We start from the raw sequence: 17,909 nt of genomic DNA, 5'->3' as shown, positions 1-17,909 counted from the left end.
CGAACGGGCCGGCGCGGGCGTCAAGGGGGTGCGATCGAGACGTGACCTTGCCGTGACGGGCTTGCACAGAACAAGATTCTAGAATATGAGTTGATCCATGATTGCCGAGTACGCGGACCGCGTGTGGCGGGGCGAGGCCGACGACAGCATCGTCGACCCGGGCATGCAGGGCAGGGGCGTCCTCACGGTCGCCGACGGCGTGGGCTGGTGGCCGGGATTCGGCAACGTCATCACGTTCGAGACCGAGGGCGAGCTGGCGCTGTTCGACACGAGCAGCCCCTTCTCGGCGAAGAAGCTGCACGAGGACGTACGCGCCTGGACCCGCGCCCCGCTGACCACCGCGTTCTACTCGCACGGGCACATCGACCACGTCTTCGGCACGGGCCCCTTCGAGGAGGAGGAGGAGGGGCGGCGGGCCACGGTCTACGCCCACGAGGCGGTCGTCGCCCGGTTCGAGCGTTACGTGCTGACCAACGGCTACAACGCGGTGATCAACCAGCGCCAGTTCCAGGCGCCGCAGCTGCGCTGGCCGGACGTCTACCGCCATCCCGACGTCACCTACGCCGACCGGCTCACCGTGCGGCGCGGCGGGCTGACGTTCGACCTCGTGCACGCCAAGGGCGAGACCGACGACGCCAGCATCGGCTGGGTGCCCGAGCACAAGCTGCTGCTGCCCGGCGACCTGTTCATCTGGGTGACGCCCAACTGCGGCAACCCGCAGAAGGTGCAGCGCTATCCCCGGGAGTGGGTGCACGCCCTGCGCCTGATGGCCGGGCTGGGCGCGGAGATCATGCTGCCCAGTCACGGCGCGCCGATCTTCGGCGCCGACCGCATCCGGCAGGCGCTGCTGGAGACCGCCGAATGGCTGGAGTCGCTGGTCACGCAGACGCTCGACCTGCTCAACGCGGGCGCGCGGCTGGACGAGATCGTCCAGGCCGTACGGCCGCCCGCGCACCTGTCGGAGCGGCCCTATCTGCGGGCGCGCTACGACGAGCCGGAGTTCGTGGTGCGCAATCTGTGGCGGCTCTACGGCGGCTGGTACGACGGCAACCCCGCCCACCTCAAGCCCGCTCCCGACGCCGTTCTGGCCAAGGCCGTGGCGGAGCTCGCGGGCGGCCCGGCCGCGCTGGCGGACGCGGCGCTCAAGGCCCTGTCCGAGGGTGACGAGCGGCTGGCCGGCCACCTCACGGAGATGGCCGCCCTGGCGGCGCCCGACGACGCGGGCGTGCACCGCGTACGCGCGGAGGTCTTCGCCACCAGGGCGGCGAATGAGCTGTCCACCATGGCCAAGGGCGTCTTCACCTGGGCCGCCGCGGAGTCGGAGCGGCGGTCGTGACGGGCGGGTGACCCCGCGTCTCAGCCGAAGTGGGCGCGGGTCTCCGCGAACGCCTGGTCGGTGCCCTCCAGGGCCTTGGCCACGTCCGCCTCCGTGTGCGCGGCCGACATGAACCAGTTGTGCCACGGGTGCAGGTAGACCCCGTGCCGCAGGCAGGCGTCGCTCCACCACATGGCCACCGACAGGTCGGCGTCACCGTCGAAGCTGAGCCACGGGATCGACACGGGCCCCGTCTGGTTCACCACGAACCCGTGCGCCTTGGCCTGCGCGTACAGCCCGTCACGCAGCTGCGTGCCCGCCCGCTCCATGGCCCCGATGCCGTCCTCGTCGCGCAGCGTCTCGATGGTCGCCTTGGCCGCCGCCATCGCCACCGCCGAGAACCAGAACGACCCCGTCGAGTACAGCGTCTGCGCGGGCCCGCGCAGCGCGTCCGTCCCGGTGACGGCGGCGATCGGGTAGCCGTTCGCCATCGCCTTCGACCAGGCCGTCAGGTCCGGGCGCACACCGTACGGCTCCCACGACCCGCGCAGGTCGATCCGGAACCCGGCCCGCACGTCGTCGATCACCAGCGCCGCCCCGAGCCGGTCCGCCAGCGCCCTGGCGCCCCGGGCGAAGGCGGGCTCGACCAGCTCCTGATCCTCGAACGAGTCGTGCTTGAAGGGCGTGACGATGATCGCCGCCACGTCGCCCTCGACAGTGGCCGCCGCGGCCTCCAGGGACTCCAGCGAGTTGTACGCGAACTCCACCAGGTCGGCCCGCTCGTTGGGCGTCGTGCCCGACAGGGACGGCGTGCACCACGGGTCCGCCCCGTGGTAGGCCCCGTGCGCCATCAGCACCTTGGTGCGCCCCGTCGCTGCCCTGGCGACCATGAGCGCCTGCGTGGTGGCGTCCGTGCCGTTCTTGGAGAACATCGCCCAGTCCGCGCTCGGCACGGTGTCGACCAGCAGCTCCGCCAGCTCCACCATGACCGGGCCGGGCCCGTTGAGGCAGTCGCCGAGCGCGGCCTGGCGGGCGGCGGCCTCCTCCACGCGCGGGTGCCGGTGCCCGAGCACGATCGGGCCCCAGCTGCACATGAAGTCGATGTACTCGCGGCCGTCCACGTCCCACTGGCGGCAGCCTTCGCCGCGTTCGAAGAACTGGGGGAAACCGGGGGCGAACAGGGCCGCGTTGAGGTGGCCGTACATGCCGCCTGGGACGACTTTCTGCGCCCGCAGGCGAAGGTCTGCGTCGGTCATGAGGGGGTCCTTTGTCGTGGGAAGGCTCGTGGGAAGGCTCAGGGGACGGCTCAGAGGAGGGCGAGGGTGGAGTCGAGGTCGGTCAGGCCGGCGTCGGAGCCGAGCCCGGTGGCGACCCGGGCGGCGGCGGCCGTGCCCCAGCGGGCGGCCGTCAGGACGTCCTGATCGTGCAGCAGGCCGGTGACGAAGCCGGCGCAGTAGGCGTCGCCGCAGCCCGTGGTGTCGGCCACGTCCGTCTTCAGCGCCGGCACCTGCCGTACGCCGTCCTCCGTCACGACGAGGCTGCCCGCCTCGCCGAGCGTGACGAGGACGCCGCGCGGCCCGTCGGCGAGCAGTGCCCGCGCGGCGGACTCGACGTCGTCCGTCCCGGTCGTCAGCAGGGCCTGAGACTCGTTCGGCAGCACGTAGTCGACGTGCGGGAGGAACGCGCGGGCCATGCCGAGCAGGTCGGGCAGCTCGGAGAGCAGGTCCATGGTGACGACGGCGCCGTTCGCGCGGGCGGTGTCGAGCAGCTCGAAGAACGCGGGGTCACCGAGCCCGAACGTGACGTCCATGCCGCCCAGGTGGATCGCCCGCGCCTGGAGCAGCGTCTCGGTGTCGAGGTCGGCGTAGGTGACCCCGAGGTTGGCTCCCGGCACGTGGAAGCTGGGCCGCCCGCCGTCGGGCCTGATGGGCAGGATCGAGGCCGCCGTCTGCTCCCCCGGCCTGCGGACGAGGCGTGAGACGTCCACGCCGCGCTTGGCCAGGATCATCAGCAGGAAGTCGCCGAGCTCGTCGTCGCCGATCGCTCCCATGGTGACCACGTCGTGGCCCAGTTTGACCAGGTCGACCGCCGTGCCCGCGGCGGCGCCCGCGGCGGTGAGGCGGATCTGGTCTACCAGTACGGTGTCCTGGCCCTCGGGGATGTGCTCGACGGGCCGGGCGAGTATGTCGACGATGTGGACGCCGACGGTGACGACGGTCATAGTCTAAATAGACAGACGTCCGAATAAAAAGTCAACGGAGGTTCGATGCCGAAGATCGTCGATCACGACGAGCGCAGGCGCGAGGTCCTGTCGGCGGCCGGCCGGGTGATCGTCAGGGACGGCATCGACGCCGCCACCACCCGCGCCATCGCCAAGGAGGCCGGCTACTCCAACGGCGTGCTGGCCCACTACTTCGCCGACAAGGACGAGATCCTGCTGTCGGCGCTGCGCCAGTCGCACGAGCGCATCCGCGCCCGGCTGACCGGCAAGGTGACGGACGCAGGCGGTCCCGGCGGCTCCGCCCTCGCGGCGCTGCGCGAACTGCTGCTGGACAACCTGCCGCTGGACGACGAGCGGGCCCGTGAGACCCGGCTGGAGGTGAGCTTCTGGAGCCGCAGCCTGGCCTCGGAACGGCTGGCCGGGGTGCAGCGGGCGGAGGCGGACGAGCTGCGCGCCGCCGTCCGCGACCTGCTCGGCCGGGCCCGCGCGGCCGGCGAACTGCGGAACGGCGCCGACGAGCTGGACGATCACGCCGAGCACCTGCTCGCCCTGATGGACGGCCTCAGCCTGCACCTGCTGCTCTACCCCGAACGCCTGACCCGCGCCGACGCCGGGCGCGTCATGCTCCGGGCCCTGGACCGCCTGTGATGCACTACATTCCACGCGTATGAGCCTTCGCGAGCAGTTGTGCGAGTACGGCCGCCGCGCCGTCGAGCTGGGCCTGGTCATCGGCACCTCGGGCAATCTCAGCGTGCGTCAGGGCGACCTGGTCGCGGTCACGCCCTCGGGGGTCGCGCTCGACCGGCTGACGCCGGAGATCTGCCCGATCGTGGACGTGACCGGCCACCTCGTGGAGGGCGACGCGCAGCCGTCCAGCGAGACCCCGATGCACCTGGCCGTCTACGAGACCACCGACGCGCAGGCCATCGTGCACACGCACTCCGTGTTCGGCACGGTGGTGGCCACCACGATGACCGAGTTGCCGCCCGTGCACTACAACGCGCTGCTGCTGGGCGGGGTCGTCCGGGTGGCCGAGTACGCCACGTACGGCACGCCGGAGCTGGCCGCGAACGTGCGTGCCGCCCTGGAGGGCAAGCGGGCCGCGCTGATGGCCAACCACGGCGGGGTGAGCATCGGGGCGAGCCTGGAGGAGGCGTTCGAGGCCACCCGGCTGCTGGAGTGGCTGTGCGAGGTCTACGTGCGCGGGCTCGGCGTCGGCCGGCCGACCGTCCTGACGGACGAGCAGCTGGCCGCCGTGATCGAGCGGGCGGCGAACCCGCCCACCTTCCCTCGCCGCTGATCGGCCAGGCGGGGACGCGACCCGCCCGGCCGGCCGCCGGTGAGCGGCTGTGCGAGCGCGTACCCGCTCAGCCGGCCGCCGCCGACCGGCTACGCGAGCGCGACCTGCTCGGCCAGTCCGAGCGGCAGCCCGCCCGATCCGGCGATCCGGTCGTGGAACTCCTTCGGCGAGCCACGGAACGACTCGCGGATGCGGTCGATCTCGATGGCGCCCGTGAGGTAGGAGGGCGCCTGGGTGGGCCAGGCGCAGTAGCGGCTGACCTCGCCCTGGGCCGTTCCCGGCGACAGCGACGCCTTCGTGGACATGAACGTCTCGGCCTCCTCGACGGACATGTCCTCGCAGTGCAGCGCGGTGTCGACGACGATCCTGGCCGCGCGGAAGATCCGGCAGTCGAGGTGGGCCAGCTCGGTGGCCGGGGTGTCGAAGTAGCCCTGCTCGTGCAGCAGCTTCTCGACGTAGAGGGCCCAGCCCTCGGTGAAGTACGGCGTCCTGAACACCTTCCTGACGGCACGGGGATTGCCCGCCATGTACGACAGGTGCCAGTGGTGCCCGGGGTAGGCCTCGTGGACGGCGATGGAGGGCATCTGGGCCCGCGAGTTGGTGCGCAGTCGCTGGCGTACCTGCTCGGGGGTGAAGTCGTCCGGCGTGTACGGCACGAAGAAGACGCCCCTGCGCGAGGCGCTGAGCGGCGGCGGCGCCAGGTAGTGGGCCACGGCGAGGACCGGCCGGGTGTACTCGGCGGACGGCAGCACCTCGCACTCCTCGCCCTCGGCGAAGGTCACCAGGTCCCGCTCGCGGACGAACTCGCGCGCCCGCCGCGTCTCGGCCTCGTACTCGGCGCGCATGTCGGCCAGTGTCGGCGGGTGGTCGTCCATGAGGAACTCCATGGCCGCCCGCCAGTCGTCGCCGCCGTTGACCCCCACCGCCACCTCGCGCATGCGCGTGTCCAGCTCCGACCAGGCGGCCCGGCCCTTGGCGTGCAGTTCGGCCGCGCCGTACCCGAGCATCTCGCGTTCGCGCAGCAGCGTGGAGTAGAGCTTCTCCCCCATCCGCCAGGTGCCGCCGCACTCGAAGCCCTCCAGGAAGGCGACGAGGTCGTCGAAGGCGCGCGCGGCCGGTTCCGCGGCCTCGGCCAGGCGGGCGCGCAGGCCGGCGTCCTCGACCATGGCCGGGATGGTGCGGGTGAGCAGGTTGCGGCCGGTGCGCGCCTGGCCGAGCCCGCGCGTGATCAGCAGCGGGGCGGCCAGGTCGGGGTCCAGGTTCGCGCGGCAGGCGGCCAGCACGCCGGGCACCTCGGCCAGCCGGGTCAGGGCCGACTCGACCAGCTCGGCCTCGGGCTTGAGCCGGCGCTGGAACGGGGTGTACATGGACGCGAAGATCGTCGAGAGGTAGACGGCGGGGTCACGCCGCCACTCGGGCCAGGACGCGAGCGCGATCGAGCCCCTGAGCTGCGACAGGACGAGATCCCTGTCGATCGCGTCGTCCAGGGACGGAGCTTCGGCGGCCGACAGGCGTTCGAGCCACTGGACCTGCTCGCGTTCGCGCGTCTGCCAGCCGGAGGCGGTGAGATCACCGAGGGTGTGGTTGTGGCCTTCGGCCCCGAGCGAGGCGGCGGCGACGGGATTGCGAGAAAAGTACCACTTGAGAAACTCGTCCACTGATGCACCTTATCCTGTGGAAATGCCCCTGCAGATCACCGGCGCGCTAGGCGACCCTGACCTGATCCGCCTCCCGTGGGAGGTCCCCCTCGCAGACTGGCCGCAGCGCCATCTGGTCGATCTGCCGCGCGGCATCTCGCGGCACGTCGTGCGCTTCGCCCGGCTCTCCGGCAAGGTGTACGCGATCAAGGAGATCAGCGAGCGCTACGCCAAGCGCGAATACCAGCTCCTGTGGGACCTGGCCAGGCTCGACGCCCCCTCGGTCGAGCCGGTCGCGTACGTCACCGGCCGCGAGGAGGGGCTCGACGCCGCCCTGATCACCCGGCACCTGCAGTACTCGCTCCCCTACCGCGCCGTCATGTCCGGCACCCTGCGCCCCGACACGCTGACCCGGCTGCTGGACGCGCTCGCCGTGCTGCTGGTGCGGCTGCACCTCAACGGCTTCTACTGGGGCGACTGCTCGCTGTCCAACACACTGTTCCGGCGTGACGCGGGGGCGTTCGCGGCCTACCTGGTGGACGCCGAGACCGGCGAGATGCATCCGATGATCAGCGAGGGGCAGCGGCTGGGCGACATCGACACAGCGCACACGAACATCTTCGGCGAGATGCTCGACCTGGAGGCCGGCGGGCTGCTGCACCCGTCGATCGACCCGATGGAGACCGCCGAGGACATCGTGGCCCGCTACCACCGCCTGTGGAACGAGATCAACGAGAGCGAGATCATCGAGGAGGTGGACTGGCACCGCGTGGAGCAGCGCATCAGACGGCTCAACCTGCTCGGCTTCGACGTCGCCGAGATGATGGTGCGGCGCAAGGTCGGCACCGGCCGGCTGATCGTCCGGCCCAAGGTCGTGGACGCCGGGCACCACCAGCGGCGGCTGCTCCGGCTGACCGGGCTCGACGTCGAGGAGAACCAGGCGCGGCGGCTGCTCAACGACCTCGACGGGTTCCGGGTGGCCAAGGGGCTGCGGCACGAGGACGAGGCCATCGTGGCGCACCGGTGGCTGGCGGAGGTGTTCCAGCCGACGGTCGAGGCCATCCCCGTGGAGCTGCGCGGGAAGCTGGAGCCCGCGCAGTTGTTCCACGAGTTGCTGGACCACCGCTGGTTCCTGTCGGAGCAGGAGGGCGCCGACGTCGGGCTGCCCGCGGCGGTGAAGTCGTACGTGGACAACGTGCTGGTGCACAAGCCCGACGAGCAGGCGCTGCTGCCGGACGAGCCCGACGAGGAGTTGTCCGGCCGGTAGCGGCCGGCAGCGGTCAGTAGGCGACGGAGATCCGCCGGCGCGGGTTGGCGTCGCGCTCCACCTCTTCGGCGATGGCGACGGCGAAGTCCTCGGCGGAGATGAAGCTGTTGCCCTGGTCGTCGCTCATGACTTCGTCGCCACCGACCCGGAAGGCCCCCGTACGCTCTCCCGGGGCGATGACGATCGCCGGGCAGACGAACGTCCAGTCGAGGTCGTCCACTTCCCGGTACATGCGCAGGGCGGAGCGCGCGGCCAGCGCCTCCTTCTTGTACGCGTCGGGGAACTCGGGCGTGTCGACCAGGTCGAGGCCGGGGGCCACCTGGAGGCTGCCGGCCCCGCCGACGACGATCACCCGGCTCACCCCGGCCGCGCGCAGGCCGTCGAGCAGGGCGCGGTTGGCGTCGAGGAACGGCTGCTCGGGCTCCTCCACGTCGCGCGCGGGACCGATGGCGGAGATGACCGCGTCGTAACCCTTGGCCAGGGTGGCGGTGTCGTGGATGTCGCCCTTGACGGGGCCGCGGCGGCTGACGCCGGTGACCTCGTGGCCGCGGTCGCTGAGTTCGGCGGCGATGCGCTGCCCGACCATGCCGGTCGCGCCAAAGAGAAGGATCTTCATGCGGCCAAGAGTATCCATCGGATACTGGTTACTTCATCGTGCTATAAGTACCTTATGGATACCGGTGATGTCTTCGACCCGAACTGTCCGACGAGGGTGGTTCTGGACCGGATCGGCGACAAATGGTCGGCGCTGGTGCTGCTCTGCCTGGCCGGCGGGCCGATGCGCTTCACCAGGCTCAGGGAGCGGATCGGCGGGGTCACGCCGAAGGTGCTCACCCAGACGTTGCGGGCCATGGAACAGGACGGGCTGGTGACGCGCGAGGTGTTCGCGGAGGTGCCGCCGCGGGTGGAGTACGCGCTCACGGACCTCGGGCACTCCCTGCACGATCCGATGGCGGCGGTGGCAGCCTGGGCCGAGCAGCATGTCGGCGAAATTCTCCGAAGCCGTGAAATGTATTCATAAATCGTAGAGTTATCCGCACTGGTGTTGTTTTTCTTACCCGTAGCCGTATAAAAGCCCAACGCCAGGATTCCGCCGCCGCGGTCGGGTGACGCCGGACCCCTACGCTTGCCTCCGTTCCCATGAAGGCGAGGGAGGTCCCGTGCTCGGAATAGACACCTGCCTGGCAGAGGTCATGTCCATACCGGGGGCGCTGGGCGCCATGCTGGTCGACCACACCAGCGGGATGGCGGTGGCCTTCAGCAGCGCGTCCGGGGTGGACGCCGACCGGTCGGCGGCGGCGCTCACCGAGGCGCTGCGGGCCACCACCGACGGGCTGGCCCGCTCGTGCCCCGGCGACGTCGTGCGCATCGACGACATGCTCGTCACCACGGACAAGGGTCACCATCTGCTGCGGCTGCTGGAGACCGTGTTCGAGGGGCCGCTGGTCATCTACGTGCGCCTGGACCGGGAACGCTCCAACCTGGCCCTGGCCAGGCACCGCCTGCAGAACATCTCCAGCGCCCTGACGACGAAGTGACCCATGACCAGGTTGGACACCCTCCTGGCCGGCCTGGCCCGCGAGCGCTCCACGGGTGCGCTCCGGGTCGGCAGGAGCGGCACGATCTTCCTCGCGGACGGGCGCGTGACGTACATGGAGTGCGCCCAGGCGCCCAGCGTCGAGCGGCTGCTGGCCGCCAGGGGCCTGATGAGCGAGACGGCGCTGCGCCGGCTGCGGGACGACGGCGGCTGCGCGCGGCTGATCGAGGAGGGGCCGCTCACGGCGGGCGAGCTGCAGTACGCGGTGCTCGGCGGCGTGCTGGACGCGGCCTTCTTCCTGCTGCCGGCCAGTGGGGCGCGGCCGAAGTTCCGGCCGGGCGAGCGGCACTGGCTGGGCGGGCAATGGTTCTTCGACGTGGCCGGGCTGGTCCGCGAGTGCGCGCGGCGGCGGGCGCAGCTGACCGAGATCTGGCCGTCGGCCGAGGTGGACCTGCTGCCGGTACGTCCGCTGGCCCGGCTGCCCGGCCACGGCGTGACGCTGAGCCGGGTGCAGTGGGAGGTCGTCGTCCGGGCCGATCACAAGGCGACGCCGCTGGAGCTGGCCAAGCAGATCGGGCGGCCGGCGTACCCGGTGCTGCTGGCCGTCAGGAGGCTGGCCGCCGCGGGCCTGCTCGCCGAGCCGGAACCGGCCGGTCTGCCCAAGCGCGGCCAGCACGCGGCGGCGGGGAGACCGCCGCACGATCCCGGGGCGGCCCCCCAGCCGCTGGGGCCGCCCGTCACGGGCGATCCGACCGATCTGGCGCTGCTGATGCGGCTGAAGAAGGCGCTGGAGGAGCTGTCGTGAGGTTCCCCTCACTCAGGAGGAGGCCACCGGTGGAGCTACGACAAGAGGTGCTGGAGGAGATGACGCTCCTCCGCGAGCGTACGCCGGACGTGAGCGGCAGCGTCGCCTGCACGGTGGACGGCCTGCCGATCGCCTGCGACCTGGAGAGCCGTACCAGCGAGCAGGTCGCGGCACTGTCTGCGGCGCTGCTCGCGATGAGCAGCCGGATGCTGGTCATCACCGGCCGGGGAGCCCTGGAGGAGACGCTCATCTCCGGCACCGCCGGCTTCGTGGCCTTCTACGCCGCCGGCCCCACCATCGTCCTCACGGTCCTGGCCGGACCCGGCGCGAACGTCGGGCTGCTGCGGCTCGAGGGCAGGAAGACGGCCGCCGCGGTGGCCGCCGTCGCAGCACGCAAGCACTGAACCGAACCCGTCAGAAAGGAGAAACGAGACATGGCTGGAATGGACGTCTCCCTCAAGGAGATGATGAGCATCGACGGCACGATCGGCGCGGCCATCGTCGATCACGGCAGCGGCATGGCGCTGGGCACGCTCGGCGGCTCCAAGGACCTCGACCTCCAGATCGCCGCGGCCGGCAACACCGAGGTGGTCAAGGCCAAGCTCCGCACGATGGACTCGCTCGGGCTCAAGGAGACCATCGAGGACATTCTCATCACGCTGGGCACCCAGTACCACATCATCCGCCCGATCACGGGGCGCGGCGGCAAGGGGCTGTTCCTCTACCTCGCGCTCGACCGCTCGCGCGCCAACCTGGCGCTGGCGCGGCACCAGTTGCGCGGCATCGAGGAGAAGCTGGAGATCTGAGCGCGCCGTGGCCCGCGCCCGGGGCGCGGGCCACCGCCCGCCGGCTCAGGCGGAGGTGAGCTTGGTGATCTCCGCGGCGAAGGCGGGCCAGAGCTCGCGCGGCAGGTCGTGCCCCATGCCGGGGTAGGTCACCAGCCGCGCTCCCGGGACGGCCGCCGCCGTCGCCCGGCCGCCGGCCACGGGCACGAGCGGGTCGGCCTCGCCGTGCAGCACCAGCGTCGGCACGCGGACCCCCTTCAGCCCCTCCGTACGATCGCCCGAGGCCATGATGGCGGCGAACTGCCTGGCCGTGCCCGCCGGGTCGAAGCTGCGGTCGAAGGCGCGCCCGGCCAGCTCGACGATCCGCTCGCGGTCCAGCTCGTAGCCCGGCGAGCCGATCACCGCCCACCGCTCCACCGCCTGCTCCAGCGCCGTCTCGCGGTCGGCGGGCGGCCGGCCCATGAGCGCCGAGGAGGCCGCCTCCGTGGGCGGGGCGACGGACGGATTGGGGGTCGACATGATCGAGGTCAGGGTCAGCACCCGCCCGGGATGGCGGATGGTCAGCGCCTGGGCGATCATCCCGCCCATCGAGGCCCCCACCACGTGGGCGGACGGCCAGCCGAGCACGTCCATGAGGGCCGCGGCGTCGTCGGCCAGGTCGTCCAGCAGGTAGGGGGCGGGGGCTCCCGCCGCGGGCACGCCCGCGTCGTGGAAGTGGGTGGACAGCCCCACGTCGCGGTTGTCGTACCTGACGACGTGGTGCCCCTGCTCCGCGAGGAGCTCACAGAGCCCTTCGTCCCATTGGATCATTTGGGCGCCCAGGCCCATGATGAGGAGCAGGGGCCGGCCCTGCGGTGAGCCGAAGCTCTCGTAGGCGATGTCGATGCCGTTCGCGGCTGCGCGGTTGGTCACGGAGACCAGAATGACATTCTGGTCCTGACTCCGCAAAGGTGGGCGTCCGGGTCAGTTCTGCGGCGGGGTGGCCGGGTTGCGGTCACGCTCGCCCCACGCGCCGGTCGAGAAGGGGACCGGGTAATTCTTCTTGCCCATGCCGTCGCCCCACTTGGTGATGACGTAGTCGATCTCGATGTGTCCCTGGCCGCCGACGCCGTCCACGCCCAGCGTGCTGGAGTTGAACCGGCCGCCGGTCAGCTCGGCGAAGGTCTTGGCGTCGAGGTCGAGCATGATGCCGCGGTTGGAGGGCTCGCCGGGGCCGCGGTCGCCCACGAAGAAGGGCATCTTCTTGCCCTTGTACATCACGTACCCCTCGGTCAGGAGGGGCCAGCTGGGGCTGGCGGCCAGCCCTTTCTGCATGGGCTTTCCACTGGCGGGCAGGCCGGTGTCGCCGGCGCGGCCGGAGGCGTCGTCCCAGAAGTACGAGGCCGTGGTGGAGCCCTTGAGCAGGACCTTCTCGTCCGTGCCGGTCTCGGCGTGAGCGGCCGGGCCGGCGATGGTCAGCGTACCGATGGCGATTGCGGTGAGGAGGGTGAGGGAACGCAGGCCAGAACGGGCAGACATGAAAAGGTAAACCCTTCGCGAGGGGACAGGGAGTTGCGCCCATGGGGGAATGGCACGTAGCGGGGAAAATCACCTGACGTCGCTACGCGGGGCGCAAATTGACGAGCCTTGGGAGAAGGGGGCCGCTCTAGTAGGCGGCCGGCATGCGGTCCGGGGGTACGACGCGCTGCTGCATGGGGTGATTCGTCCTCTCCATCACACCTACCGGGTTAGCTGACGGGTTCGGGCGTGGAGATGCCCTACCGGCGTGGTGGCCGGATTCACCCCATGAGGTGGGTCCCCGGTTCCCTGGGTTCGGGATTCGGCGCCAGTCGGCTGTCCCTGTGGGTAAGGACTAGGTCACCGGCTGGTAATGGCCGTTACTCTAACTATGCAAACGGACATACGCAAACGTTCCATCACAAACCGGTCGAAAGATCTACCTTCGTCAGGGAATGAAGAAGGGGGCACGGGCATGCCGTACCCCCTCGGATTTTTCGCCTCAGCCGCCGCTCTTGCGCCTGAACGATCTCTTACTCGCAGCCGGACCGTGCGCCCCGTGGATCTTCGAAGGGTCGACGCCCCTGCCACCCGCGCCCGCGCCCGCAGCCTGGTTGCGCTTGCGCTCCAGTGCCTCACGGAACTTGCGCTTCATCTCGTCCTCGGGAGTTTCGCTGACTTCCGGCTCCGGTGTATCCGCCATGAGGACCTCCAAGGTGTTGGGGACAGTCACAGCTTCGCATGACACCGCTTACGACGCGAAACCGGCCTCGACCTTGCCTTGTGGCACAGAAGGCGGCCGCAGCCGCCGGTTGGGCAGCGCCACCAGCGCCACCAGCGCGATCACGGCCCCCGCGATCCCGAGCGCGGGGACGACCAGCGCGGCCGCCGAGGCGTGGGCCGCGGCCGCCCCGTGGAGGGGAGCGCTCGCGGCGACCTCCGAGGTGTAGAGGGTGCCGCCGACGGCCAGCGCCACGGAGCCGCCGATCTGGCGGAAGAAGGTGAGGTTGGCCGAGGCCGTGCCCAGCTGACCCGGGTCGACCGACTGCTGCGCGGCCACGGTCAGGCCCGACAACATCGGGCCCATCCCGAGCCCCAGCGGCAGCATCCACAGGGCCAGCGCCAGGCCGCCGCTGTCCACACTCAGGTTCAGGCAGAGCAGCGCCCCGGCCGCCAGCAGGAACGGCGCGGCGACCAGCCACGGCTTGTACCGGCCCGTCCTGGACATGAGCGCGCCCATGAGCACGCTGCCCAGCACCATCGCCAGCGTCAGCGGGTAGATCCGCAGGCCCGACTCGGTGGCGCTGAACCGCAGCGCCTCCTGGAAGTAGCGGGGCAGGAAGACGACGCCGGCGTACATGCAGAAGGCCGTGAAGAAGGAGGTCACCATGACCAGCGTGTACGTCCGGTTCGCGAACAGGCCCATGGGCATGATCGGATCGGCCGCCCGCCGTTCCACCAGCACGAACACCACCAGCGACGCCAGCGCGAACCCGATCGGCCCGGCCACGGCGGTGTCGGTCCACGTGTGGCCGTCCATGCCCTTCTCCGTCAGCCCGAGCAGGAGCGCGCTGATGGCCACGGTGAAGACCGCGATGCCCGCGTAGTCGGGACGCCCGCCGCCGGTCCCCCGCCGGTTCGGCAGCCGCAGCACGACGACGGCGATCAGCGCGAGCCCCAGCGGCACGTTCACGTAGAAGGCCCAGCGCCAGCTCGCCTGGTCGGTGAACAGCCCGCCGAGGAACGGCCCCGCCAGGAACGTCAGCCCCATCACGCCGCCGAGCGCCCCCTGCACGCGGCCGCCGTTGCCGCTGCTCGGCGGGAACATCTCCATCACCAGCGCGATCGACAGCGGCAGCAGCGCGCCGGCCCCCAGCCCCTGCAACACGCGGAACGCGATGAGCTGCCCCATGTCCTGCGCCGCCCCGCACAGCGCCGAGCCCGCCACGAAGACCACCATGCCGATCAGCAGCAGCGGCTTCCTGCCGTGCTGGTCGGAGAGCCTGCCGTAGAGCGGCACCGTGACCGTGGACGTCAGCAGGTAGGCGGTCACGACCCAGGTGTAGAGCGTGCTGCCGCCGAGCTCCGTGGTGATGCGCGGCAGCGCCGTGCCCACGATCGTCTGGTCCAGCATCGCCAGGAACATCCCGCCGAGCGCGGCGAGGAGGACGAGCCCGTCCGGCTTCGTGTCAGTATTCACATGTGAAGAGTGATATGTAAGAGCTTACATGTCAAGCCGTCGCTATGCTGGCGGTCATGTCCCTACGGATCGCGCTGCTCGGGCTGCTGTCGGCCGTCGGCCCGGCGAGCGGTTACGACCTCACCAAGAAGTTCGAGCTCTCGCTCAACCACGTCTGGCAGGCCGGGCACACCCAGATCTATCCGGAGCTGGTCAAGATGGCCGCCGACGGGCTCGTGCGGGCCGAGGCGGAGGGCGCGCGAGGGCGCAAGACGTACACGGTCACCGAGGAGGGGCGGCGTCAGCTGCGCGGATGGATGGTCGAGCACGTGCCGGCGTCCACGATCCGCAGCGAGATCGCGTTGCAGGCGTTCCTGCTGCCGCTGCTGGAGCGGGACGAGGCGATCGAGGTAATCGAACGCATCAGGGCGGGCTTCGCGGAACGGCTGGCGTCGCTGGACTGCAAACCGGCCGGGGTCTTCGGCCAGTACGCGCTCAACCTGGGGATCGCGCAGGCCAGGGCCGGCCTCGAATGGGCCGACGAAACCCTCACCGCCCTCCGCCGCCCCTGATCTCCGGCGGCTTCGCGGCCTCAGGGTAAAGGGGTTCCGTTACGTTCCTGGTGTTGCGTTGGAGCGGTCCAGGAAAGGGATACCCCAATGAGACTCCTCGGCCGTGACCTCGCGATGGATCTGGGAGCCGCGAGCACGCGAATCTACGCCAGACGCAAGGGCATCGTGCTCGACGAGCCCTCCGCCGTCATGTGCGACGGCCGGACGGGCAAGGTCATCGGGTACGGCGCCGAAGCCGCCGCGCTCGGCGGGGGCGGGCGTACGTGCTGGCCGGTCAGCGGCGGGCTGCCCGCCGACACCGAGCTGGCCCGGCGCATGATCCGGCACTTCCTGCGCAAGGTGCACTGGCATCCGTACGCCCGGCCGCGGGTGATCATGGCGCTGCCCTCCGACTCCACCCCGATCGACCGGGCCGCGCTGCGCGACATCGCCTACGAGGCGGAGGCGCGGACGGTGCAGCTCGTCCCGCACGCCCTGGCCGCCGCGCTGGGGGCGGGGATGGAGCTGACGGACTGCGCCGGGCACATGGTGATCGACATCGGCCGCGACGCGGCGCGGGTCGCGGTGCTGTCCGGGGAGTCGGTGGTGGCGGCCGGCTCGGTGCCGTACGGAGGGCAGGCCGTCAACCGGGCCATCGCCCGCTTCGTCGAGCGCGAGCACGGGCTGCTGCTCGACGAGACCGAGGCCGAGTCGGCCAAGCGCCGCGCGGGCGGCGGGGACCGGCAGATCATGGTGCACGCCCGCGACCCCGACACGGGGCGCGAGCGCGAGCTGGCGCTGCCCGTGGAGCGGATCTTCGAGGCCGCCGCGCAGCCGATCGAGTCGATCGTGCGCACGGCGATGGAGACCGTCGAGCGCTGCCCGGCCGAGCTGACCGCCGACCTCGGGGTGCGCGGCGCGGTGCTGGTCGGCGGCGGCGCGCTGCTGCGCGGGCTCGGCCGGCGGCTGCGCGAGACCCTGTGCATGCCGGTACGCCGGGCGGAGCGCCCGCTGGAGGCCGTGGCACTCGGGCTGGGGCGGTGCGTGGACGAACTGGGGCCGATCGGGAGGCTCCGGGGGCGTCTATGACGGGTGACCCGTTCCGGCAGCTTCGGGGGCGTCCATGACGGACGACCCGTTCCGGCGGCTTCGGGGGCGTCCATGACGGACGACCTGTTCCATACGGGCGTCTCGCTCGCCGACAAGGCCATCAGGACCGTCGTCGTCTATCTCGCCGTGGCCGCGCTGCTGCGGATCGGCGGCAAGCGTGGCATCGCCCAGCTCAACAACTTCGACTTCGTGGTCATGCTGCTGATGAGCAACGTCGTCCAGAACGCGATCATCGGCCCGGACAATTCGCTGGCCGGCGGCCTGGCCGGGGTGGTGATCCTGATGGCGGTCAACGCCGTGGTGGTGCACCTGGCCGCCGCCGTACCGATGGCCGGCAAGCTCGTGGAGGGCGGCCCGGTCGTGCTGGCCCGCGACGGGCGGTACCTGACCCGCGCGCTGCGGCGGCTGGGCCTGCGTCAGGCCGATCTGGACGTGACGATCCAGCTCAGGGGCGGTACGAGCGTGGCCGACACACGGCTCGTGCGCCTGGAGCCCGGCGGCGCGGTGCTCGTCCGGCTGCGCCCTGAGGAGGAGAACGCCGAGCGCGGCGACGTCGACGAGTTGCGCGCCCGGCTCGACCGCATCGAACGCAAGCTCGACGCGCTGGCCAGGACAGGAGGTGGCGCATGACCGCACGCGGCATCGACCACGTCGGGGTGACCGTGCCCGACCTCGACGCGGCGACCGAGTTCTTCGCCCGCGCCTTCGGCGCCGAGGTGCTCTACGACACCCTGCCGCGCTCGGACGGCCCCAAGGGCGGATGGGGCACGGAACGGCGGCTCGGCGTGCCGCAGGGGACGGCCGAGGTGGCGGTGCGCATGCTGCGGCTGCCGAACGGACCCGGGATCGAGCTGTTCGAGTTCAACGGGCCCCGGCAGGGGGAGGCCGTACTGCCGTGCGACCTGGGCTGGCAGCACGTCGCCGTGTACGTGGACGACGTGGACGAGGCGCTGCGGCTGGTGACCGAGGCGGGCGGGAGCGCGCTGTCGGAGCCGGTGCCGATGCCGGGGCCGGAGGCGGGCGAGCGCAACCGGTTCGTCCACTGCCGCACGCCCTGGGGCTCGACCGTGGAGCTGGTGAGTTATCCGGATCCGCAGGCGTACGAGAAGGAGAGCGACCTGCGCCGCTGGCGGCCTTGACGGCCGCACGCCGCGCCGCGCGGATCCGGGGGTCGGCGCCTTGGCGGCCTTGGCACGCGGGCTGATCTTTTCGTGATGGGGTCGTTAGCGATTGGTGATCTTCGCTAGGATCGGCGGGTGCGCACCCGCCGTCACGCCCTGTCCGCGGTGCTCTTCGGACTCGCGGCGATGACGGCGTGCGCGGCCCCGTCCGAGCTGCCCACCCTGGCGGAGGCCTCCCGGCGGCTCGACTCCGACGCCGGCGACCTGCTCGGGGCGACGGAGCTGGGGCTGTCGGCGGTGCGGCGGGCCGACGACGACACCTGCGTCCCCGGCCAGACCCGGCACTTCTTCCAGGCCGAGACCGACGCCGAGGACGCGCCGGCCGGGCTGCTGCGGCGGTTGCGGGCCATGGGGTATGACGAGGTCGTCGACGACCTCGACCTGCGTGACGAGGCCAACCAGGTGTCGGTGTTGCGCGACCCCCTGACCCGGGTGACGTTCGAGCTGACCGTGCTGTCCGGCGACCGGCCCGGCGTCCGGGTGGTGGGCAAGACGATCTGCTACGCGAGCGGCTGACACCCGGG

Annotated in this window: 22 protein-coding genes and 1 riboswitch; of the genes, 14 read left to right on the top strand and 8 right to left on the bottom strand. The window is 71.3% G+C overall.

Translation table 11 applies throughout. The features are described from left to right. The first annotated feature begins 97 nt into the window (after window positions 1–97). Window positions 98–1,336, top strand: coding sequence for an alkyl sulfatase dimerization domain-containing protein (locus tag OIE67_RS02200; RefSeq protein WP_326636129.1), 1,239 nt, complete (start codon window positions 98–100; stop codon window positions 1,334–1,336). 20 nt (window positions 1,337–1,356) lie between these two features. Here OIE67_RS02200 and OIE67_RS02195 read toward each other — a convergent pair whose 3' ends face one another. Further along, complete coding sequence (locus OIE67_RS02195; protein WP_326636128.1) at window positions 1,357–2,571, bottom strand: aminotransferase class III-fold pyridoxal phosphate-dependent enzyme; 1,215 nt, start codon at window positions 2,569–2,571, stop codon at window positions 1,357–1,359. A gap of 50 nt (window positions 2,572–2,621) precedes the next feature. Continuing rightward, a complete protein-coding gene (locus OIE67_RS02190) occupies window positions 2,622–3,536 on the bottom strand; it encodes a carbohydrate kinase family protein (RefSeq protein WP_326636127.1) in 915 nt (304 codons plus the stop codon). 45 nt (window positions 3,537–3,581) lie between these two features. On the opposite strand from OIE67_RS02190, the gene OIE67_RS02185 reads away from it, so the two are divergent. Further along, complete coding sequence (locus OIE67_RS02185; RefSeq protein WP_326636125.1) at window positions 3,582–4,184, top strand: TetR/AcrR family transcriptional regulator; 603 nt, start codon at window positions 3,582–3,584, stop codon at window positions 4,182–4,184. Between the two features lie 19 nt (window positions 4,185–4,203). Beyond that, a complete protein-coding gene (locus OIE67_RS02180; RefSeq protein ID WP_106249009.1) occupies window positions 4,204–4,836 on the top strand; it encodes a class II aldolase/adducin family protein in 633 nt (210 codons plus the stop codon). Window positions 4,837–4,925: 89 nt separating this feature from the next. Here OIE67_RS02180 and OIE67_RS02175 read toward each other — a convergent pair whose 3' ends face one another. Continuing rightward, a complete protein-coding gene (locus tag OIE67_RS02175) occupies window positions 4,926–6,494 on the bottom strand; it encodes a DUF885 domain-containing protein (RefSeq protein WP_326636122.1) in 1,569 nt (522 codons plus the stop codon). A 22-nt stretch (window positions 6,495–6,516) separates the two neighbouring features. Here OIE67_RS02175 and OIE67_RS02170 point away from each other — a divergent pair, with 22 nt between their 5' ends. Then, on the top strand, window positions 6,517–7,740 hold the full coding sequence (locus tag OIE67_RS02170) for a DUF4032 domain-containing protein (RefSeq protein ID WP_181308354.1): 1,224 nt from the start codon (window positions 6,517–6,519) through the stop codon (window positions 7,738–7,740). A gap of 13 nt (window positions 7,741–7,753) precedes the next feature. Here OIE67_RS02170 and OIE67_RS02165 read toward each other — a convergent pair whose 3' ends face one another. Continuing rightward, window positions 7,754–8,356, bottom strand: a complete 603-nt coding sequence (locus OIE67_RS02165) for an NAD(P)-dependent oxidoreductase (protein WP_326636119.1) — start codon at window positions 8,354–8,356, stop codon at window positions 7,754–7,756. A gap of 54 nt (window positions 8,357–8,410) precedes the next feature. Between OIE67_RS02165 and OIE67_RS02160 the strand changes: the two genes are divergently transcribed. The 5 genes from OIE67_RS02160 (at window position 8,411) to OIE67_RS02140 (ending at window position 10,888) form a co-directional block, all read left to right on the top strand. Then, window positions 8,411–8,761, top strand: a complete 351-nt coding sequence (locus OIE67_RS02160) for a winged helix-turn-helix transcriptional regulator (protein ID WP_106249004.1) — start codon at window positions 8,411–8,413, stop codon at window positions 8,759–8,761. A gap of 139 nt (window positions 8,762–8,900) precedes the next feature. After that, entirely contained in the window at window positions 8,901–9,278 is a 378-nt protein-coding gene (locus OIE67_RS02155) for a roadblock/LC7 domain-containing protein (protein ID WP_326636117.1), read from the top strand. Between the two features lie 3 nt (window positions 9,279–9,281). Then, window positions 9,282–10,082, top strand: coding sequence for a hypothetical protein (locus tag OIE67_RS02150; protein ID WP_326636116.1), 801 nt, complete (start codon window positions 9,282–9,284; stop codon window positions 10,080–10,082). 29 nt (window positions 10,083–10,111) lie between these two features. After that, entirely contained in the window at window positions 10,112–10,486 is a 375-nt protein-coding gene (locus tag OIE67_RS02145; protein ID WP_326636115.1) for a roadblock/LC7 domain-containing protein, read from the top strand. 30 nt (window positions 10,487–10,516) lie between these two features. Further along, window positions 10,517–10,888, top strand: coding sequence for a hypothetical protein (locus tag OIE67_RS02140; protein ID WP_326636114.1), 372 nt, complete (start codon window positions 10,517–10,519; stop codon window positions 10,886–10,888). Window positions 10,889–10,933: 45 nt separating this feature from the next. On the opposite strand, the gene OIE67_RS02135 is transcribed toward OIE67_RS02140, so the two are convergent. The 4 genes from OIE67_RS02135 to OIE67_RS02120 form a co-directional block, all read right to left on the bottom strand. Beyond that, window positions 10,934–11,779 carry an alpha/beta fold hydrolase gene (locus OIE67_RS02135; RefSeq protein WP_326636113.1) on the bottom strand — a complete coding sequence of 282 codons (846 nt, stop codon included), beginning with the start codon at window positions 11,777–11,779 and terminating at the stop codon, window positions 10,934–10,936. 51 nt (window positions 11,780–11,830) lie between these two features. Next, the gene (locus OIE67_RS02130; RefSeq protein ID WP_326636111.1) at window positions 11,831–12,385 is read right to left on the bottom strand and encodes a hypothetical protein; all 555 of its coding nucleotides are present in this window, start codon (window positions 12,383–12,385) and stop codon (window positions 11,831–11,833) included. A 183-nt stretch (window positions 12,386–12,568) separates the two neighbouring features. Beyond that, window positions 12,569–12,702, bottom strand: a riboswitch (cyclic di-AMP (ydaO/yuaA leader). A gap of 164 nt (window positions 12,703–12,866) precedes the next feature. After that, the gene (locus OIE67_RS02125; RefSeq protein ID WP_326636109.1) at window positions 12,867–13,067 is read right to left on the bottom strand and encodes a DUF5302 domain-containing protein; all 201 of its coding nucleotides are present in this window, start codon (window positions 13,065–13,067) and stop codon (window positions 12,867–12,869) included. A gap of 48 nt (window positions 13,068–13,115) precedes the next feature. Next, the gene (locus OIE67_RS02120; protein WP_326636107.1) at window positions 13,116–14,564 is read right to left on the bottom strand and encodes an MDR family MFS transporter; all 1,449 of its coding nucleotides are present in this window, start codon (window positions 14,562–14,564) and stop codon (window positions 13,116–13,118) included. Between the two features lie 56 nt (window positions 14,565–14,620). On the opposite strand from OIE67_RS02120, the gene OIE67_RS02115 reads away from it, so the two are divergent. From OIE67_RS02115 to OIE67_RS02095, 5 genes are all read left to right on the top strand, one after another. After that, a complete protein-coding gene (locus OIE67_RS02115) occupies window positions 14,621–15,115 on the top strand; it encodes a PadR family transcriptional regulator (RefSeq protein WP_326636105.1) in 495 nt (164 codons plus the stop codon). An 87-nt stretch (window positions 15,116–15,202) separates the two neighbouring features. Then, complete coding sequence (locus OIE67_RS02110; RefSeq protein ID WP_326636103.1) at window positions 15,203–16,183, top strand: rod shape-determining protein; 981 nt, start codon at window positions 15,203–15,205, stop codon at window positions 16,181–16,183. Window positions 16,184–16,255: 72 nt separating this feature from the next. Continuing rightward, window positions 16,256–16,834 (top strand): DUF421 domain-containing protein, encoded by a 579-nt coding sequence (locus tag OIE67_RS02105; RefSeq protein ID WP_326636101.1) that lies wholly within the window; start codon window positions 16,256–16,258, stop codon window positions 16,832–16,834. Then, window positions 16,831–17,343: a VOC family protein gene (locus OIE67_RS02100; protein ID WP_326636099.1), complete on the top strand. Its 513-nt coding sequence runs from the start codon at window positions 16,831–16,833 to the stop codon at window positions 17,341–17,343. The genes OIE67_RS02105 and OIE67_RS02100 overlap by 4 nt, the downstream gene beginning before the upstream one ends. 117 nt (window positions 17,344–17,460) lie before the next feature. Further along, window positions 17,461–17,901: a hypothetical protein gene (locus OIE67_RS02095; RefSeq protein ID WP_326636097.1), complete on the top strand. Its 441-nt coding sequence runs from the start codon at window positions 17,461–17,463 to the stop codon at window positions 17,899–17,901. The last annotated feature ends 8 nt before the right edge of the window (window positions 17,902–17,909 follow it).

Source organism: Nonomuraea fuscirosea (genome assembly GCF_035917475.1).
GTDB classification, from domain to species: Bacteria; Actinomycetota; Actinomycetes; order Streptosporangiales; family Streptosporangiaceae; genus Nonomuraea; species Nonomuraea fuscirosea.
The sequence above is the reverse complement of the archived record's forward strand: the minus strand, read 5'-3'. Positions and strand labels throughout refer to the sequence as shown.

Bases quoted from the DNA above. Each gene is read 5' to 3' on its own strand.
- OIE67_RS02105 (WP_326636101.1), top strand. From the start codon at position 16,256: ATGACGGACGACCTGTTCCATACGGGCGTCTCGCTCGCCGACAAGGCC.
- OIE67_RS02125 (WP_326636109.1), bottom strand. From the start codon at position 13,067: ATGGCGGATACACCGGAGCCGGAAGTCAGCGAAACTCCCGAGGACGAG.
- OIE67_RS02140 (WP_326636114.1), top strand. From the start codon at position 10,517: ATGGCTGGAATGGACGTCTCCCTCAAGGAGATGATGAGCATCGACGGC.
- OIE67_RS02165 (WP_326636119.1), bottom strand. From the start codon at position 8,356: ATGAAGATCCTTCTCTTTGGCGCGACCGGCATGGTCGGGCAGCGCATC.
- OIE67_RS02150 (WP_326636116.1), top strand. From the start codon at position 9,282: ATGACCAGGTTGGACACCCTCCTGGCCGGCCTGGCCCGCGAGCGCTCC.
- OIE67_RS02200 (WP_326636129.1), top strand. From the start codon at position 98: ATGATTGCCGAGTACGCGGACCGCGTGTGGCGGGGCGAGGCCGACGAC.
- OIE67_RS02180 (WP_106249009.1), top strand. From the start codon at position 4,204: ATGAGCCTTCGCGAGCAGTTGTGCGAGTACGGCCGCCGCGCCGTCGAG.
- OIE67_RS02100 (WP_326636099.1), top strand. From the start codon at position 16,831: ATGACCGCACGCGGCATCGACCACGTCGGGGTGACCGTGCCCGACCTC.
- OIE67_RS02110 (WP_326636103.1), top strand. From the start codon at position 15,203: ATGAGACTCCTCGGCCGTGACCTCGCGATGGATCTGGGAGCCGCGAGC.
- OIE67_RS02195 (WP_326636128.1), bottom strand. From the start codon at position 2,571: ATGACCGACGCAGACCTTCGCCTGCGGGCGCAGAAAGTCGTCCCAGGC.
- OIE67_RS02130 (WP_326636111.1), bottom strand. From the start codon at position 12,385: ATGTCTGCCCGTTCTGGCCTGCGTTCCCTCACCCTCCTCACCGCAATC.
- OIE67_RS02170 (WP_181308354.1), top strand. From the start codon at position 6,517: ATGCCCCTGCAGATCACCGGCGCGCTAGGCGACCCTGACCTGATCCGC.
- OIE67_RS02160 (WP_106249004.1), top strand. From the start codon at position 8,411: ATGGATACCGGTGATGTCTTCGACCCGAACTGTCCGACGAGGGTGGTT.
- OIE67_RS02190 (WP_326636127.1), bottom strand. From the start codon at position 3,536: ATGACCGTCGTCACCGTCGGCGTCCACATCGTCGACATACTCGCCCGG.
- OIE67_RS02115 (WP_326636105.1), top strand. From the start codon at position 14,621: ATGTCCCTACGGATCGCGCTGCTCGGGCTGCTGTCGGCCGTCGGCCCG.
- OIE67_RS02185 (WP_326636125.1), top strand. From the start codon at position 3,582: ATGCCGAAGATCGTCGATCACGACGAGCGCAGGCGCGAGGTCCTGTCG.